The following is a 16797-nucleotide window of genomic DNA, read 5'->3' on the forward strand; positions in this document are numbered from 1 at the left end:
AATCCAACGTCCACCAGAAGCTTCAGCCATAAGGATCGACCACCATGGACATCAATACGGCAGTTCCGCCGCCAGAGAGCGCGGATAGCGACGTTTCATTGCTGCACAAGATGGGCTATGCACAGGAGCTCTCGCGCCGCATGGGCGCGTTCTCCAACTTCGCCGTATCGTTCTCTCTCATCTGCATCCTGTCCGGCGGAATCACCTCGTTCCAACTTGGTCTCAGCGCGGCCGGCGGTGCATCGATCGGACTGGGCTGGCCGCTCGGGTCCGTCTTCGCCTTGGTGGTTGCCGCCGCGATGGCGCAGATCGCCTCGTCTTATCCGACGGCCGGTGGCCTGTATCACTGGAGTTCGATCCTGGGCGGCAAGACCTGGGGCTGGCTCACCGCCTGGTTCAATTTGCTGGGACTCGTGTTCGTGGTTGCAGCCATCAACTTCGGTACCTGGGACCCGTTCTTTCGCACCCTGATCGCCCCGATGTTCGGTGTCAAGCCCGAGTCGCTCGGCTGGTGGCATCAGACCATATTTCTTACGTTGATTACTGCGTCGCAAGCTTTCCTGAATCACCGGGGTATCCGGATCGCCAGCAAGATCACCGACGTGTCCGGCTACCTCATCTTCGTCGTCACGGTGATCCTGGTTGCGTCGCTGGTGATCTATTCCCCGGTCAAGGTGGACTTCTCGCGACTCTGGACCTTCAAGAATTTCACGGGCGTGGACGGCGGACAATGGCCCGCGCAAACCATGGCGATGGCGTTCCTTTCAGGGCTGCTGCTGACCGCCTATACGATCACCGGTTTCGATGCCTCCGCGCACACGTCCGAGGAGACTCACGATGCTGCGCGCAACGTGCCGCGCGGGATCGTCAAGTCCGTGTTGTGGTCGACCTTGTTCGGGTACGTGCTGGTCTGCTCGTTCGTTCTCGTGATGCCGGACATTGGCGCAGCGATCAAGCAAGGCACCGGATTTTTTGAAGCCATCCTTGCGCCGATTCCCGGACCGCTGCGGATCGTGATCGAGTTGCTGCTGTTCTTCATCAACTACGTATGCGGGCTTGCCGCGGTGACATCGACATCGCGAATGATGTTTGCGTTTGCACGCGACGGCGGCCTGCCCGGGTCGAAGTTCCTGCGCAAGGTCAATGCGCACCGCACGCCCGGCATTGCGATCTGGGTGTCGGCCGTGCTGGCCATTGTCATCACGTTATATGGCGATGCATTTTCGGTGTTGAGCGCAGGCAGCGCGGTTTTTCTGTTCATCTCCTACGCCATGCCGGTCGCCGCCGGGATCTTCGCCGAAGGCAAGACGTGGACTGAAAAAGGGCCTTTCCAGTTGGGAATGTGGTCGAAGCCGTTTGCTGTTGCGGCAGTGATCGGTGCGTTGATTCTTGCTTATGTCGGCATCCAGCCACCGAATGAAAAAGTGATTTATGTGATTGTCGGCTTGCTCGCGGTACTGATGCTGATCTGGTACGGCGCCGGTGTGCGCAAGAGTTTTGCCGGGCCGCCAGTAGGCAATCTGTCGAAGGAACGGCGGGAGAAAATTGTCGGGCTCGAAGCGCAGTTGGAAGAGAACGTGGAGTAGGTTTTCGCTCGCGCCGGTGAACGGATCAACGTTTTACCGGCGCGAAAAAATCACATCGTCCGCCGCCGTTCAAACGACGCTATAAACAAAGCGTTATCCGCGGCGCTCCCAACACTCACCCGTATGCAGCTTTCATAACCCGGTTCGCGCCACGGCTTCACAATCACTCCATCCTCCAGCATCCGGCCAGCGAGCCTGGCCGCGTCTTCCCCGCAATCGAAGAACAGGAAATTGGCCCGCGAACGCGCCGGATTCACGCCCAGCCCGATCAACGCAGCGCGCATCCATTCGCGGCCGGAGCGGGCATCTTTCACGCTGGCCGCGACATGCGCCTGATCGCCAAATGCAACGGCGGCTGCCTGCTGCGCAATCTGGTTGATATTGAATGGCGTACGCACGCGGTTCATCAGCCCAGCGAGTTCCGGCGCCGACGCCACCCCGTATCCCACCCGAAGTCCCGCCAATCCATACGCCTTTGAAAACGTGCGCAGCAACAACCACGGCAAGCCTGATTCACGCAGCACGGCGAGACTGTCCGGGTAACCGTCTTCATCGCAGGCGTATTCGAAATAGGCCTCGTCCCACAGCACCAGCGTCCCCGGCGACACTGCGCTCAACAGCCGGCGCATTTCATCCACATTCATTGCGCATCCGACCGGATTACCAGGATTACTAATAATCAACATGCGCGTACGTGACGAAATGGTAGAAACCAATGCGTCGACATCGAATTCGAAGTCCGACCGCATGGGCACAGTGACCACCTTCGCGCCCACGCTCTGCGGATAGATGATGTGCAAGCCAAACGATGGGATCACGGTGATCACTTCGTCGCCGGGTGCGAGGAACGTATGGGCCGCGATGGCGAGCAAGTCCTCGGAGCCGTTGCCGAACAACAACTGCTCGGGATCGACCGCAAGCCGTTCAGCAATCAGCGCGCGTAGCACGCTGCATGAAGGATCGGGATAAAGCGCGAGCGCGCCGGACGTTGTCGACTCTGCAAGATGCGCAATCACAGCTGCGCTGGCACCACGCGGATTTTCATTGCTGCCGAGCTTGGCGACATGCAAAACGCCATAACGCGCCCGGACGTATTCCCCCGACAACCCCGCGTTATACGCAGGCAAGCCCCGCACGTCCGCGCGCAAGCTTTCTATAAACGCAGTTACGCTCATTGAGTTCCTTGTTCGGCAGCGGGCAGCACCTTGCCGGGATTGAGAATGCCGTGAGGGTCGAGTGCATGCTTGATCGCGTGCATGCAAGCGAGTTCGGCGGGGCTACGCGAGTAGCCGAGGAACGGCCGTTTAAGCACACCAATGCCGTGTTCCGCCGATATCGAACCGCTGTAATCGCGAACCATGCCGTACAACGCACGATCGACCTCTTCCACCGTCACGCCGGGAATCGAACGGGCGTCGAGCGTGACATGCAGGTTCGAGTCGCCAATGTGGCCGAAGTACAAACCATAATGCGTCGGCCAGCGTGCAGCGAAGTCCTTGCGGCAGGCATCGACGAAATGACCGATCTCGCCGACGGGCAAGCTGACGTCGGAATTGATCGGCTCGATCTGCACCGGCAATTCAGCGGTCGCTTCGCGAATGGCCCACAGCGCCTGAGTCTCCGCCTGCGACTGTGCAACGACCGCATCCAGCACCACGCCCGCTTCAAGCTGCGCGTTAAGCGCCGCGGCAAACCGCTCGCCGTGGTCGTCGGAGAACCCGGCCTGTTCGATCAACGCATAGAGCGGATACGCCTGACCAAGCGGTGACTTGCGGGAGCGTGTCAGCCCGACACCAAAGTCGTAGAACTCCGGCCACATGATTTCGAACGCGCCGATTTCATCGCCGAAAGTGGCTTGCAGCGAGCGCAGCAACGCGACTGCATCGTCGTAATCATTCAGTGCGCACAACGCGGTGTTGCGTGCCGCGCGGCGCGGTTTCAAACGTAATACCGCACGCGTGATCACGCCAAGCGTTCCCTCCGAACCGATGAACAGGTTTCGAAGGTCGTAGCCCGTATTGTTCTTGACCATCTTGTTCATTGAACTGAGCACGCTGCCGTCGGCAAGTACGACTTCGAGTCCGAGCACCTGGTCCCGCGCCGTGCCGGACTGCAGCACGCGCACGCCGCCGGCGTTCGTGGCGAGGTTGCCGCCGATCTGACATGAGCCGCGCGCGCCGAGGTCAAGTGCAAATTCAAAACCCGCTTCCTGCGCGGCGTCCTGCACGGTTTGCAACGTGGTGCCGGCAAGCACCGTCATGGTCGCTGCCGCACGATCAACCTCCTCGATGCCCACCAGTCGTTCGAGCGACACGCAAATATCGCCGCCGGAAGGAATGGCACCGCCCGCCAATCCGGTCATGCCACCCTGCGGGACAACGCTCTGACGGGCTTCGTTGCATAAGCGCAGCAGCGTTGCCACTTCGTCGGTTGAACGCGGCAGCACGACCGCCAACGGCGGCACCGGCGAGCGCCCGCTCCAGTCGCCGAGATAGCGCGGTTCGATGGCATCGCCGGACCGCACGGACCCGGCGCCCAGCGCATCGATCAGCTTTTGCACTATGCCGCTCATTGCGTTCTCAGCCATTTGCGCGCTTCTTTCTATAACCCATTGAATCGTTGATCCGCCCCAGGATGTAGTCGCCCGCAGCCACCGGTTCATACAGCGGCTGCATGCCCTCAAGCCCAAGATCGCGCGGGTCCACGCTCGCGCCATAAGTCGGGTCGTAGAAGGTCGCGATCGAATAACGTTCCTGGCCCGAGCGATTGATCACCCGATGCAGCGTTGATCGAAAGCGGTCGTTCGACCAGCGCGCAAGCAGGTCGCCGACGTTCACCACCAGCGTTCCGGGAATGGGTGGCGCGTCAATCCAGCTATCGGTTGCAAGCTCCTTCACCTGCAAACCACCCACGTTGTCCTGCCACAGCAGCGTGATGCATCCGTAGTCCGTATGCGGCGCCACGCCGAACTGATCCGCGTCCGACTTGGGCGCTTGGGGCGGGTAATAGACCATCTGCGTGCGCTGCATGCGCTTCGTGTATTTGCTCACGAAGAACGTTTCATCGATATCCAGGCTCACGGCCACCGCGCGCAACAGATCTGCACCGCATTCGCCGATCGCTTCGTAGTACCCATAAAGTGCCGGTCGCAACGATGGCATGAAGTCGGGCCAATTGTTCGGACCGCGCAGCGCTTCACCGGCGAGCACGCTTGGATCGTCTTCCGGCAACTCCAGTCCGATGCTGAAAAACTCCTTGTAGTCGGGTTTGGTGGCCTGATACATGACGGCATCGCCCAGCGCATTAAAACCCCGGTGCCGACGATTCACCGCGACACGCCGCTTCACCTCGGGCGGATACGCGAAGAATGCGCGCGCGGCTTTCACGGCGCTTTCAAGTACATCGGTTGGCACGCCATGATTGCTGACATAGAAGAAGCCGATGCTCGTGCACGCGTCACGGATCGCGGCGGCGGCTTCACGCAAGCCAGCAGGATCCAATGCACGAACCGCCGCCAGATCGACGATAGGAATGTGAGAAGTCGAGGTCATCCAGGCACTCCGAAGTTTCATCGCCGTCTATACCGTGCGGGCTGATTGCGCTCCTGCACGTTGGCGACGGACATCATGCCGAACCGGCGCAAGGCGCACGGCCGGCCCAAAAACAGTATCACTGCGCCTCGGCGCGTGATGTTTTCGCGGGACGCGACACATCCGGCGATGCACTGCCGGGACTCGGCCGCAAGCGTCTGCAGATAAGCCACGAACGCCCGCCGAAATCCAGATCAAGTCTCTGTATATACCGCCAATTCGCGGAACGCAACCCGGCGTTTTCGCGAAGTTAGTAAGCCTTGAGATAGTGCGGCCGGAAGTATTTTTGACGCGCTTGGCAATGCAAATTGACGGTATATACTGAATCGCACCACAGCAGGTCGGCGCACCGGTTCGCACCTTTGCTCAAGCCGGGTGCACTTTTAACCAGTGGAGTTCAAGAATGAATTTTTTCTCGAAGTGGAAGGGTCGTCTGCTCGTGGCCGCGCTGGTCGCGACAGCGGTTTCGGCGCACGCGGAAGACCAGTTGGCGAAGGTCAAGAAGGCAGGCGAACTGGTCGTGGGAACCGAGATGCAGTTTGCACCGTTCGACTTCCTGGAAAACGGGCAGCAACAAGGTTTTAATAAGGACTTCTTTGCAGAATTATCCAAGGAGATGGGGGTGAAAGTACGCTCCATCGACCTTCCCTGGCCAAGCGTGCTGCCCGGCCTTGAAGCCGGCAAGTTCGATATTGTCAGCGGCCCGGTAACTATCACCAAGGCGCGCATGGAGCGTTACGAATTCACCCTGCCGATTGCCGACGGTACGGTTGCGTTGCTCAAACGTGCCAATGACACGAGTATCAAAACCAACGCCGACGTGGCCGGCAAGACGGTTGGCGGCGGCAAGGCGACCGCGCAACTCGACCAGTTGAAGCAGTACGTTGCCACGCTGCCGGGCAAGACGAGCGTGCGTGAATACATCGACAACAATCAGGCCTATGCGGACCTCGCCGCTGGCCGGATTGTTGCCGTGGGCAATTCGTTGCCGAATATCGCGTACGTAGCGCGTCAGCGTCCGGATACCTTCGCGGTTGTGCAGCCGCCGTTCGGCACGAAGGTGTATTTCGCTTATCTCGGCCGCAAGGACGCGGACAGCAAGCCGCTTCTTGACGCGATCAATCAGGCAATCGTCAAGATGCACGGCGATGGCCGTCTTGCGGCGCTGCAGAAGAAGTGGTTCGGCGTCACCATGGACACGCCCACCACCATGCCTTCGCCTAACTATTGAACGTGTTGTACTGCCGAATCAGCGGATCATTGATGCCCTGCAAGGCGCCTTAGCGCCTTGCTCTTTGCCGGACAGCCCATGTTCAGCCTTCACGCGTTGCTCGATGCCCTTCCGTACCTGATCAAGGCCGCGCAAGCCACGGTCCTGATTTCACTCGTCGGGCTGGTGGCTGGTTTCATTATTGCGATCGCCGTGTGCAGCGCAAGACTCTCGAAGAACCTCTTCATCTCGAAGCTGGGCGGCGCGTATGTCGGCTTCTTTCGCGGCGTGCCCTTGCTCGTGCAGCTTCTGCTTACTTACTATTTCCTGCCCTTCATCGGCATCAACGTGCCGCCGCTCGTCGCCGCCGCTGCCGCCGTTTCGCTATGCGAAGCCGCTTATCTCGCCGAGATCCTGCGGGGTGGATTTATCGGCATTCCGCATGGGCAACTCGAAGCGGCGCAGTTGCTAGGCTTGTCGCGACTGCATGCCGTGCTGCGCATTCAAGTGCCTCAGGCGCTGCGCACGACGATGCCCTCGCTCGTCAACGAGATGGTCATGCTCGTGAAAGCGTCGTCGCTGATTTCAGTGGTGGGTGTCGCCGATATCACACGCACCGCGCAGAATATTGCTGCCAGCACGTATCGGCCGCTGGAGGCGTATGTGGCGGCCGGGCTGGCGTACCTGGTCATCAACGGGGCGTTGTCGCTGGCCGGGCATCGCGCAGAACGCCGCATGGAACGGGCTTAAGCCAAGCCAAATATGTCCATTCAATTCGATCCCACGGTTCTGACCGACTCCCTGCCCGCTCTCGCCGAGGGGTTTGCAACGACTATTGGCGTGTGGATCGGCGGCGTGTTGATCGGCATGGCGATCGGTTTCGCCGTCGCGTTGCTGCAGATCTTCTGCGGCAAATGGGTGCGCGGATTCTTGCGTGCTTACATAGAAGTGTTCCGGGGCACACCGTTTCTCGTGCAGCTTTTCGTGCTGTATTACGGTGGGCCTTCACTGGGGCTTTCGCTTGAACCACTAACAGCCGGCATTGTTGGATTGGGGCTTTATGGCAGCGCGTATTTCGCGGAAGCATTCCGCTCCGGCTTTACATCGGTGCCACGCGGTCACATAGAAGCAGCCGAGTGCCTCGGCTTCACGCGGCTGCAAGTCATCATGCGCGTTCAGTTGCCTCAGATGCTCGTCATCATCGTGCCGGCGCTGACCAACCTGATCATTGTGTTGAGCAAGGAAACCGCGGTGCTGTCGGTCGTCACGGTGCCGGAGCTGACGTTCGTGCTGACCGGTATCGGGTCGGAGCGGTTTGCGTTCGTCGAGACCCTGCTCGCGCTGTGCGTGTGTTATCTCGTGCTTGTCGAAGTGGCGTCGCGAGCCGGACAGTGGGTCGAGATCCGCGTAGGCCGTTTCCTCACGCGGTGACGCGCGTTGCGTCCCATCAAACTGAGCTGATCATGAAGAAACCCAATTCTGGCAACACGCTGACGCCCGCCGAATATCTTGTCGATGCACGGCATGTCGGCAAGCATTTCGGCGCGCTGAAAGTGCTCGATGATGTCTCGCTCGCTGTGAGAAAGTCGGAGGTGACTTGCATCATCGGGCCGTCGGGTTCGGGGAAAAGCACCCTCCTGCGTTCGCTCGCGTTCCTCGAGGAATACAGCGAAGGCGAGATCTATATCGAGGGCGAATTGATCGGCTATGTCACCGATCGCAGCGGCCGCCGTGTGCGGGCGCCGCAAGCCGAAATCAACCGCGTGCGGCGCAACGTGGGCATGGTGTTCCAACAGTTCAACTTGTGGCCCCATATGACGGCCGCGGAAAACGTGGCCGAAGCGCTGGTGCGGGTGCGCAAGCTCCCCAAGGCCGAGGCTCGCAAGCGGGCGCTGGCCATGCTCGACAAGGTCGGTCTCGCCGACCGTGCGGACAATCATCCGGCGCGGCTCTCCGGCGGGCAGCAGCAACGTGTGGCCATTGCCCGCGCACTGGCGATGGAACCGCACATCATGCTGTTCGACGAACCCACGTCCGCGCTCGACCCCGAGCTGGTCGGCGAAGTGCTGCAAGTGATGAAGAACCTTGCAAACGATGGCATGACGATGGTGATCGTCACGCACGAAATGGGCTTTGCGGCGCAAGTCGCGGACACGGTCGTCTTCATCGATCATGGCAAAATCGAGGCACACGGGTCCCCCGAGGACGTGTTCCACAACGCGCGGCAGTCGAGGCTTAAACAGTTTCTGCAAAACTATCTCGACCGGAACGCGTTCTGGGCACGACGTGAGGAACCGTCGGCGAGTACGGTCCAACCGAGCACCGAATCAGCGGGACATAACGAAGCTGAGAACCAAACCTGAGCTATAAGTAAGCTATAGATAAGCCAGACCTGAGCGAGACATGAATACAACCAGCCTTTCGAATCCGACATCCGCCACCGCGCCGCTCGCGCGCTACGAGCGTGTGAAGGAACATATCCGCACGCGCATCCTCTCCGGCGAATGGCGGCCCGGCGACCGGATTCCATCGGAGATGACCCTGGTCGGTGAGTTGGGCGTGTCGCGCATGACGATCAATCGCGCGTTGCGTGAACTGACGGAGCAAGGCGTGCTGACGCGCTTCTCAGGCGTGGGGACGTTTATCGCGGAAGAAAAACCGCAGTCCACGTTGCTGATGATCGCGCACATAGGCGATGAAATTCGCGCGCGCGGCCACGAGTACAGCTATGCGATCGTGCATGCCGCGCGAGAGGCAGCGGCCAGTGATGTATCGGCAGCACTCGGACTCGTGCCGGGCGCATCGGTCTTTCATGTGGTGTGCGTGCATCGCGAGAACGGCGTGCCGGTTCAGCTTGAAGACCGTTATGTGAACCCCGATGTCGCGCCGCATTTCCTCGAGCAGGACTTCGCCGCGGTGCGGCCCTCGGAGTATCTGTTCAATACCGTGCCGGCACACGAGGTCGAGCACGTGGTTGACGCGGTGTTGCCCTCGCGAGCGGATGCGAAACTGCTTGAGATCGGTCCGGACCAGCCGTGCCTCACGCTCGTGCGGCGGACCTGGGCGAATAATGTTGCCGTGACGTTTGCGCGCTTCGTGCACCCGGGAACGCGGTATCGGCTGGGATGCAGGTTCAGCGCCGACAACATGCAGCGGCAGAGTTGATCGCCGCTGCTGTCACCTGCGTTCAAGCGGTGAAGTTGAAGCCTCCCCTTCGGATGCGAAATGCTGCGGGCAGAATGCGGCAATCACTCCGCTTGTTACCTGCTTCGCCACGGCCACTATGTCTGTCACAACGCAGTGATCGAGCGCATAATGTTCGACATCCGAACGAATCGATTGCATGACGGGTTGAAGACGCGGGCTAGTTTGATGCGGTGCGCGCAGATCGACGCCTTGCGCGCAATGTCGATTTTTACGGCTCCGAACAGGAGCAAGCCAGTAATAAACCACAGCCCCTGTGACTGTCTATACCACGCCATCAACTCAGCGCCCTCCGCTCAACGCCGTAGCCGCTGCCGCAGTTCTTGTCTCCACGCCCAGTTTCTCGAAGATGTGCTCAAGGTGTTTGTTGACAGTCCGCGGTTTCATCCCAAGAATCTCGCTGATGTCGCGATTCGTCTTGCCTCGCGACAACCACAGCAACACCTCCGCCTCGCGCTGCGTCAGCCCAAAACGCAGCGCCAGATCTGCCGTATCGCGCCCATCGGCATGCTCCTCGAAAACCACGATCCAGGTGCCGCGATTCGCCGCACCGGCAATGCGTGCGACCAGCCGTTCACCGCCGGGCAGGATCTCGACGGTTTGCGCCCGGTCCTCGTCCGGGGCAGCGGAATAATCCAGCAGCCAGCTCGTCAACGCTCCCGGCAGCCTCGTCAACGGACTAGCCGCAACCCCCACGTCGCCGTCGTCGCCATAGAAATGCGCGAGCCGTTGCGGCGCAAGCGCGCTATGCCAGTGGACTTCACCCTGAGCCGTCGCAATCACAGCCGCCCGCGAGTTCAGTTCAAGCACGATATCCGCATGGCGCTGACTCGCTGCCCGGCGCACATGGGCCGCAATCCGCGCGACCACTTCGTCGGGACGAATCGGCTTCGTCACATAGTCGATACCGCCGACCCTGAAGCCCTGCACCACATGCTGCGTGTCGGCCAGCGCGGTCATGAAGATCACCGGAATGTGCTTGTAGAGATCATTACGCTTGATCTGCTCGCAAGTCTCGAAGCCATCCATCCCGGGCATGATGGCATCGAGCAGGATCACGTCGGGCGTAAGACGCGCGATACGTTCAAGCGCCGAAGCACCATCCAGCGCCACCAGCACCGCATAACCCGCCGCCACGAGCGCGCTGGACAGCATGGCGAGATTGTCCGGTGTGTCATCGACAATCAGTACTACGGGGCGTCCCAGCGGAATATCAGGCTGCATCGGGTGTCGCTGCATCAGGTAGGGCTCCGTCGACCGCGCGTAATTGCCGGTCAAGGTCGTCAAGCATGAAACGGCGTGCCGATTCGCGCAGCGGCGCGAGGGTATCGGCGAGGTCAGGATGGTTCTGCCCGGCTTCATCAAGCTGCGCGACGAAACCCTCCATGTACCCGAGTTCGAGGAAGCGGCGAAGCTCGAGCGCAAGCGCCGCAGGCAGCGGCAATGCGGTTTGCGACGACGCGGCGATATCGTCAACCGGCCCGGTCGCCTCGGTCAGCCATTCGATATCGAGCAAGGCGGCGACCTTGTCGAGCAGAAGCGGCAAGTGCAGCGGTTTGGCAAGGTAACCATCACAACCGGCCGCCGCGCCCTTTTCCAGATCACCCGCGAATGCATTGGCCGACAGGATCAGAATGGGCGCTTCGCTCAGCCGATGCTCACGAATCAGCTTGCTGACTTCGAAGCCGTCCATCGACGGCATGGCAACGTCCATCACGATCAGGTCGACGTTATGGGTTGCAAGAAGTTGCAGCGCCTGCGGTCCGCTATTCGCCTCGATCATGGTGAAGCCGAGCGGTTCGAGCACGCTGGTGACAATGCGGCGCTGGTCTGTGAGGTCGTCGGCGACCAGGATGGAGCGGCGTGACCCCGGATATCCCAGCACGTCGCGAGGCCGCGTGACGAGCACACGCGGGTCACGCACTTCGGGCAGGAACAGTTGCAAGACGAAGCGCGTGCCGGACCCGACCCGGCTCTGCACGTCCAGCCGTCCGCCCATCATTTCTGTGAGCAAGCGGCAAATGGTCAGTCCAAGGCCAGTGCCATGATCGTTGTGGCGCGCCGCCTCGCCGCGCTCGAAGGGCAGGAAGATCGCTTCGAGTTGCTCGTCAGGAATACCCGATCCGGTGTCTTCAATCTCGAAGGTCGCCAGGCCCCACGCATGACTTGTCCGCAACCTGACCGAACCATGCGACGTGAAGCGGACCGCGTTGCCCAGCAAGTTGATCAGGATCTGACGCACGCGTTTTTCATCGGCACGAACGACCTCCGGGATGCGGCCGCTGGTCTCCAGATGGAACGCCAGGCCCTTCTCCGCCGCCTGCGGTTCCATCATTGCGCCGAGTTGGGTCAACAGGTCGGGCAGCGCCACTTCGGAGACATCAAGCTGTAGCTTGCCGGCTTCTATCCGCGCGACGTCGAGCAGGCCGTCGACGAGCGCAAGCAGATGTTCCCCGCTGCGATAGATGGTCGCGAGCGCATCGCGTTGGGGTGCATCGACAGCACCGGAGCCGCGCAGCAGCAACTGCGCATAACCCAGGATACTGTTGAGTGGCGTGCGCAACTCGTGGCTCAGGCCAGTCACGTAGCGGCTCTTGGCGCGATTGGCGGCATCCGCGGCGGCGCTGGCTTGTTGCAGGCGGGCATCGGTCAGCCGGTGCGCCTCGATCTCCTGCATCAGCAGCAAGGTCTGCCGTTTCGATTCCTCCTGCGTCACCGCGCGGCTCTCTTTCGCGAGCACGAGCCACCAGACGCCGATGCAACCCACCAGCGCCAGCGCGAAGAACGCCTTGAGATACCCGCGCAGCAGCGTGTCCAGCGCGCTCTCGTTGCTGGTGGCAAGCGTCAGCGCGGTCTGGCTGTACGAGAGGTAAAGCATCGCGCCAAGCAACGACAGCGTGACGGACAGGTAGATCAGGTAACGTCCGACCCGCAACGTCTGCGACGTGGGTTCCAGGGTCGGAAACGCGCGTTTGAGAGCGACCGTCAATTGCGAAGAGAAGCGCGCGTGAGGCTTGCAGGTGTCGCCGCAACGTGAATCGAGCGAGCAGCACAACGAACAGATAGCGCCCGCATAGGCCGGGCATGACGCCATGTCTTCGCGCTCGAACTGGTTCTCGCAGATCACGCAACGCAACACCGACCCCGCTTCGAGATCCGCGCTGCCACGGGCGAGATAAAAGCGGCCACGGGTAGCGATCGCGATCAACGGCGCGCAGACAAATGCAACCGCCAACGCGATGAACGGCGCCAGCGCTTGCGTAACTTCGCCTAAATAACCTGCTTGGGACAGCGCCGCTGCAACCGATGCCACCAGCATCGCGCCGATGCCGACCGGGTTGACGTCGTAGAGATGCGCGCGCTTGAACTCGACGTCCTTCGGGCTGTAACCCAGCGGCTTGTTGATCACGAGATCGCCGACGAGCGCGCCAATCCACGCGATCGCCACGTTCGAATACAACGCCAGCACCTTGCCGATTGCACCGAACACGCCAAGCTCGACCAGCATCAAGGCGATCAGCACGTTGAACACCAGCCAGACCACGCGGCCCGGATGACTGTGCGTGAGACGCGCGAAAAAATTCGACCATGCAAGCGAACCGGCATACGCGTTGGTCACGTTGATCTTGACCTGCGAGACGATCACGAAAAGCGTGGTGGCGGCCAGCGCAAAACCGGGGGAATCGAAGACATAGCGGAACGCGACCAGATACATTTGCGTGGGCTCGGTGGCCCGCGACGGATCGATCTGGTTCTGCAGCGCGAGGAACATCAGGAACGCGCCACCGAGCATTTTCAGCGCGCCCGGCACGATCCATCCGGGACCGGCGGCGAGCATCGCACACCACCAGCGCACCCGGTTCTTCGCTGTGCGCGGCGGCAGGAAACGCAGGAAGTCGACCTGCTCGCCGATCTGCACCACCAGCGCAAAAATCACCGTGCAGGCCGCGCCGAACGGCATCAGGCCGAATTGCCGGCCGCCTTGCGCGTAGCCCGCGAAGGTCGCCCAGTCGGAGAACAGATGGGGCTCGCGGATCAGGATGGCGATATACGGGGCGACCAGCAGCACGATCCACACGGGCTGCGTCCAGCTCTGCAAACGGTTGATCAGCGTAATGCCGAACGTCACGAACGGCACGATCGCGAACGCGCTGATGAGATACGCGACCGCGATCGGCATATGGAAATACATTTCCAGCGCGAGCGACATGATGGCCGCTTCGAGCGCGAAGAAAATAAAGGTAAAGCCCGCATAAATCAACGACGTGACCGTCGAGCCGAGATAACCAAACCCCGCGCCACGCGTCAGCAGGTCCATGTCGACACCGCAATTCGCTGCGTAGTAGCTGATGGGCAAGCCGGTCAGGAAGATCAGCACGGACGTCACCACGATCGCCCACACCGTATTGGCGAAGCCGTAATTCAGCGCAAGCGAGCCGCCGATCGCTTCCAGCGCGAGGAACGAGATCGCGCCCAACGCCGTGTTCGCGACCCGGAATTCGCTCCACTTTCGAAATGACCGGGGCGTAAAGCGCAGCGCGTAGTCCTCGAGTGTTTCGTCGGCGACCCAGGCGTTGTAGTCGCGCCGGATCTTGACGATGCGCTGGGTGCCGAGCGCGGGCGCGGCGGCAGGGGAATCGGACGGATGCATGACTCTCGCGGGTACCGGTCGGGCGGAATGGGCATGAAAGCGGCACTGGGCCACGCGGCGGTGAGGCGTTGAACCCCACATTGCACGCGTCGTGTCGTGAGGTCTCGTCATGAGTCTAGCGAGCCATAAATACGCGCGCTGTACGTCAAAAGACGTATTTCGGTGCGCGTATCGGCCACTTAACTTCTGCCCCATGCCAGCGCAACGTCAGCGCGCCGGAACAAGCCCACGCCGCCTACCACGAGCCTCCAAGGAGAATGTCCCATGCCTTTTGACGACCAGCACGACGCACCCGATGCAGCCAGTCCATCCGACAGCCGGGAGATGATCTCCCAGCGCCGCCGCAAACTGCTGCTCGGGCTTGCCGCCGCGCCTGCGCTTGCCGCGCCCGCTTTCGCCTTCGGCCAGTCGATGTCGACTGCCCAGGTGAACACGACCAAGCTCGCCGTCACCGATACCGAAGTCACCGTCGGCCAGCTCCATTCCGCCACGGGCACCATGGCGATCTCCGAGACCGGCTCGATACAGGCCGAGCGTCTCGCGATCGACCAGATCAACGCAGCGGGCGGCGTGCTGGGCCGCAAGATCAAGATCATCCAGGAAGACGGCGCGTCCGACTGGCCGACCTTTGCAGAGAAGTCGAAGAAGCTGCTGGAGAACGATCACGTTGCGTGCGTGTTCGGCTGCTGGACCTCGGCGTCGCGAAAGGCTGTACTGCCGATCTTCGAGCGCGACAACGGACTGCTGTATTACCCGACCTTCTACGAAGGGCTTGAACAGTCGAAGAACGTTTTCTATACCGGCCAGGAAGCGACCCAGCAAATTCTGTGGGGACTTAACTGGGCATCGGAGACGAAAAAAGCTAAATCGTTTTTCCTGATCGGATCGGATTACATCTGGCCGCGTACGTCGAACAAGATCGCCCGCAAACATATTGAGGACCACCTGCACCTCAAGGTGGTCGGTGAAGAGTATTACCCGCTCGGACAGACGAATTTCAACTCGCTCATCAACAAGATCAAGATCGCCAAGCCCGATTGTATCTACGCAATCATCGTCGGCGGATCGAACGTCGCGTTCTACAAACAATTGAAAGCGGCCGGCATTACCGCCGACAAACAATTCCTGCTGACCATCTCGGTGACCGAGGACGAAGTGCTCGGCATCGGCGGGGAAAACTTCGCCGGTTTCTATTCGGCAATGAAGTATTTCGAGTCGCTCGACAACGCGAACAACAAGGCGTTCGTGGCCGCGTTCAAGGCGAAGTACGGACCCAAGTCCGTGATCGGCGACGTCACGCAGGCTGCCTATCTCGGGCCGTGGTTATGGAAAGCGGGGTGTGAAAAAGCCGGCAGTTTCGATGTCGACAAGGTCGTGGCTGCGTCCCCCGGCATCGAGTTGAAAACAGCGCCCGAAGGCTACGTGAAGATCCACCCGAACCATCACTTGTGGAGCCGCACGCGCATTGGCATGGCGCAAGCCGATGGGCAGTTCAAGGTGGTCGCGGAGTCGCCCGATCTGATCGAGCCGAATCCGTTCCCGAAGGGTTATCAGTAAGTAATCCTTCAGTCGTTAGTCGTCTATGTGGCGCACGAACGTGTGCGCCACATAGACCAGGTTGATACCAAGGAATCCGCCATGTCGCCCACCGATATTCTGAACATTACACTGATGCAGGGCTTCGCCGGCCTGAGCCTCTTTAGCGTGTTGCTGTTGATGGGGCTCGGCCTCGCGGTGATTTTCGGTCAGATGGGCGTCATCAACATGGCGCACGGCGAGTTCATGACGATCGGTGCGTACACGGTCTACGTGTTCTCGAAGTGGGCCGAGTCGATGGGCGTCGTCGCCACCAATACGTTCCTGCCACTTGCCATTGTGGCTGCGTTCGCGATTGCATTCGTGTTTGGGTGGATCGTGGAATGGTTGCTGATCCGCCACTTGTACCGGAGGCAGTTGGACACCCTGCTCGCGACCTGGGGCCTGAGCCTCGCGATGCAGCAGATGTTCCGCTCGACCTTCGGCCCGAAGGAAGTCAGTCCAACGCTGCCCGACTGGCTGATGGGATCGTGGTCGCCCGCGCCGGGTCTCGACATCCCGATCAACGGCCTGTTCGTGATGTGCCTCGCCATCGTGCTCACGGCTGGCGTGCTGGCAGCCATGTATCGCTCGCGCTGGGGCCTGCGAGTGCGTGCCACCGTCAATAACCGGACGATGGCCAACGCCGCCGGCATCGATACCAGGCGTACTGACCGGCTCACGTTCGCGATCGGCTGCGGCATGGCCGGTGTTGCCGGCGCGGCGTTCACGACCATCGGCTCGACGGGTCCCACTAGCGGGTCGCTGTATATCGTCGACTCGTTCCTCGTTGTCACGTTTGGCGGTGCAGCCAGCTTGCTCGGCACAGTCGCCTCAGCCTTCGGCATTGCACAGACCCAATCCATCAGCGAGTTCTTTCTCTCTGGATCGTCGGCTCGTGTGGTTACGTTGCTCACCGTCGTGCTGATCCTGATGGCACGCCCGCAGGGACTCTTCGCTTCAAAGGTGCGGCGCGTCTGA

13 protein-coding genes are annotated in these 16797 nt (G+C 60.8%); 8 read left to right on the plus strand and 5 right to left on the minus strand.

The window, feature by feature from the left end; all coding sequences use genetic code 11:
- Window positions 1-44 precede the first annotated feature (44 nt).
- Window positions 45-1586 (plus strand): amino acid permease, encoded by a 1542-nt coding sequence (locus ACMX25_RS26375; protein ID WP_414952954.1) that lies wholly within the window; start codon window positions 45-47, stop codon window positions 1584-1586.
- A gap of 50 nt (window positions 1587-1636) precedes the next feature.
- On the opposite strand, the gene ACMX25_RS26380 is transcribed toward ACMX25_RS26375, so the two are convergent.
- From ACMX25_RS26380 to ACMX25_RS26390, 3 genes are read right to left on the minus strand one after another with little or no spacing between them, the layout of a single operon-like run.
- Window positions 1637-2761 (minus strand): aminotransferase class I/II-fold pyridoxal phosphate-dependent enzyme, encoded by a 1125-nt coding sequence (locus ACMX25_RS26380; RefSeq protein WP_414952955.1) that lies wholly within the window; start codon window positions 2759-2761, stop codon window positions 1637-1639.
- On the minus strand, window positions 2758-4173 hold the full coding sequence (locus ACMX25_RS26385; RefSeq protein ID WP_414952956.1) for an FAD-binding oxidoreductase: 1416 nt from the start codon (window positions 4171-4173) through the stop codon (window positions 2758-2760). The genes ACMX25_RS26380 and ACMX25_RS26385 overlap by 4 nt, the downstream gene beginning before the upstream one ends.
- Complete coding sequence (locus ACMX25_RS26390; RefSeq protein ID WP_414952957.1) at window positions 4166-5137, minus strand: isopenicillin N synthase family dioxygenase; 972 nt, start codon at window positions 5135-5137, stop codon at window positions 4166-4168. Before ACMX25_RS26390 ends, ACMX25_RS26385 begins: the two co-directional genes overlap by 8 nt.
- Before the next feature lie 442 nt (window positions 5138-5579).
- Here ACMX25_RS26390 and ACMX25_RS26395 point away from each other — a divergent pair, with 442 nt between their 5' ends.
- The 5 genes from ACMX25_RS26395 (at window position 5580) to hutC (ending at window position 9551) form a co-directional block, all read left to right on the plus strand.
- Entirely contained in the window at window positions 5580-6407 is an 828-nt protein-coding gene (locus ACMX25_RS26395; protein WP_299703906.1) for a transporter substrate-binding domain-containing protein, read from the plus strand.
- Window positions 6408-6485: 78 nt separating this feature from the next.
- The gene (locus ACMX25_RS26400) at window positions 6486-7136 is read left to right on the plus strand and encodes an amino acid ABC transporter permease (RefSeq protein WP_414952958.1); all 651 of its coding nucleotides are present in this window, start codon (window positions 6486-6488) and stop codon (window positions 7134-7136) included.
- A 12-nt stretch (window positions 7137-7148) separates the two neighbouring features.
- A complete protein-coding gene (locus ACMX25_RS26405) occupies window positions 7149-7817 on the plus strand; it encodes an amino acid ABC transporter permease (protein ID WP_414952959.1) in 669 nt (222 codons plus the stop codon).
- 32 nt (window positions 7818-7849) lie between these two features.
- On the plus strand, window positions 7850-8749 hold the full coding sequence (locus tag ACMX25_RS26410; RefSeq protein ID WP_414952960.1) for an amino acid ABC transporter ATP-binding protein: 900 nt from the start codon (window positions 7850-7852) through the stop codon (window positions 8747-8749).
- Window positions 8750-8789: 40 nt separating this feature from the next.
- The gene (gene hutC, locus ACMX25_RS26415) at window positions 8790-9551 is read left to right on the plus strand and encodes a histidine utilization repressor (protein WP_414952961.1); all 762 of its coding nucleotides are present in this window, start codon (window positions 8790-8792) and stop codon (window positions 9549-9551) included.
- A 321-nt stretch (window positions 9552-9872) separates the two neighbouring features.
- On the opposite strand, the gene ACMX25_RS26420 is transcribed toward hutC, so the two are convergent.
- Together ACMX25_RS26420 and ACMX25_RS26425 are read right to left on the minus strand one after the other, a co-directional pair.
- Window positions 9873-10829, minus strand: coding sequence for a response regulator (locus ACMX25_RS26420; RefSeq protein ID WP_414952962.1), 957 nt, complete (start codon window positions 10827-10829; stop codon window positions 9873-9875).
- Window positions 10804-14241: a hybrid sensor histidine kinase/response regulator gene (locus tag ACMX25_RS26425; protein ID WP_414952963.1), complete on the minus strand. Its 3438-nt coding sequence runs from the start codon at window positions 14239-14241 to the stop codon at window positions 10804-10806. Before ACMX25_RS26425 ends, ACMX25_RS26420 begins: the two co-directional genes overlap by 26 nt.
- 264 nt (window positions 14242-14505) lie before the next feature.
- Between ACMX25_RS26425 and urtA the strand changes: the two genes are divergently transcribed.
- Together urtA and urtB are read left to right on the plus strand one after the other, a co-directional pair.
- Window positions 14506-15798: an urea ABC transporter substrate-binding protein gene (gene urtA, locus ACMX25_RS26430; protein WP_414952964.1), complete on the plus strand. Its 1293-nt coding sequence runs from the start codon at window positions 14506-14508 to the stop codon at window positions 15796-15798.
- Between the two features lie 81 nt (window positions 15799-15879).
- Window positions 15880-16797 (plus strand): urea ABC transporter permease subunit UrtB, encoded by a 918-nt coding sequence (urtB, locus tag ACMX25_RS26435; protein ID WP_414952965.1) that lies wholly within the window; start codon window positions 15880-15882, stop codon window positions 16795-16797.

The organism is Caballeronia eucalypticola (assembly GCF_047608185.1).
Lineage (GTDB): Bacteria > Pseudomonadota > Gammaproteobacteria > Burkholderiales > Burkholderiaceae > Caballeronia.

Excerpts from the sequence above, each read along its gene's own strand:
- ACMX25_RS26420 (WP_414952962.1), bottom strand. The coding sequence starts at position 10,829 with ATGCAGCGACACCCGATGCAGCCTGATATTCCGCTGGGACGCCCCGTA.
- hutC (WP_414952961.1), top strand. The coding sequence starts at position 8,790 with ATGAATACAACCAGCCTTTCGAATCCGACATCCGCCACCGCGCCGCTC.
- ACMX25_RS26400 (WP_414952958.1), top strand. The coding sequence starts at position 6,486 with ATGTTCAGCCTTCACGCGTTGCTCGATGCCCTTCCGTACCTGATCAAG.
- ACMX25_RS26380 (WP_414952955.1), bottom strand. The coding sequence starts at position 2,761 with ATGAGCGTAACTGCGTTTATAGAAAGCTTGCGCGCGGACGTGCGGGGC.
- ACMX25_RS26405 (WP_414952959.1), top strand. The coding sequence starts at position 7,149 with ATGTCCATTCAATTCGATCCCACGGTTCTGACCGACTCCCTGCCCGCT.
- ACMX25_RS26395 (WP_299703906.1), top strand. The coding sequence starts at position 5,580 with ATGAATTTTTTCTCGAAGTGGAAGGGTCGTCTGCTCGTGGCCGCGCTG.
- ACMX25_RS26375 (WP_414952954.1), top strand. The coding sequence starts at position 45 with ATGGACATCAATACGGCAGTTCCGCCGCCAGAGAGCGCGGATAGCGAC.
- urtB (WP_414952965.1), top strand. The coding sequence starts at position 15,880 with ATGTCGCCCACCGATATTCTGAACATTACACTGATGCAGGGCTTCGCC.
- ACMX25_RS26410 (WP_414952960.1), top strand. The coding sequence starts at position 7,850 with ATGAAGAAACCCAATTCTGGCAACACGCTGACGCCCGCCGAATATCTT.
- ACMX25_RS26425 (WP_414952963.1), bottom strand. The coding sequence starts at position 14,241 with ATGCATCCGTCCGATTCCCCTGCCGCCGCGCCCGCGCTCGGCACCCAG.
- ACMX25_RS26390 (WP_414952957.1), bottom strand. The coding sequence starts at position 5,137 with ATGACCTCGACTTCTCACATTCCTATCGTCGATCTGGCGGCGGTTCGT.
- urtA (WP_414952964.1), top strand. The coding sequence starts at position 14,506 with ATGCCTTTTGACGACCAGCACGACGCACCCGATGCAGCCAGTCCATCC.
- ACMX25_RS26385 (WP_414952956.1), bottom strand. The coding sequence starts at position 4,173 with ATGGCTGAGAACGCAATGAGCGGCATAGTGCAAAAGCTGATCGATGCG.